General features: G+C 52.9%; 1 protein-coding gene. It reads right to left on the reverse strand.

Features of this window, described 5'->3' with window-relative positions; all coding sequences use genetic code 11:
• A partial coding sequence (locus HMPREF2978_RS12990; RefSeq protein WP_256380751.1) for an IS3 family transposase occupies nt 1-237 on the reverse strand: 237 nt, incomplete at its 3' end.
• Nucleotides 238-244: the final 7 nt, after the last annotated feature.

Raw genomic sequence — 244 nt, forward strand, 5'->3', positions numbered from 1 at the left:
CTTGCCGCCCTTACACGGCAGGTACGTAATGTCGCCTACATAGACGTGGTTTGGCCTGTCAGCTGTGAATCTGCGGCCTACTAGATCTGGCATGACGCGGTGACCAGGCTTACGCCTGGTAGTGACGCATCGGCGGCGTTTGGTAAAGCCTTTAAGTCCCATGGATTTCATGATTCGTGCGACTTTCTTGTGATTTATCGGGCCAAAGCTCGTATCGGCTTTAAGGCTTGCAGCGATGCGTTTA

Origin of the sequence: Corynebacterium sp. HMSC074C01 (assembly GCF_001814605.1) — a bacterium.
GTDB lineage: Bacteria > Actinomycetota > Actinomycetes > Mycobacteriales > Mycobacteriaceae > Corynebacterium.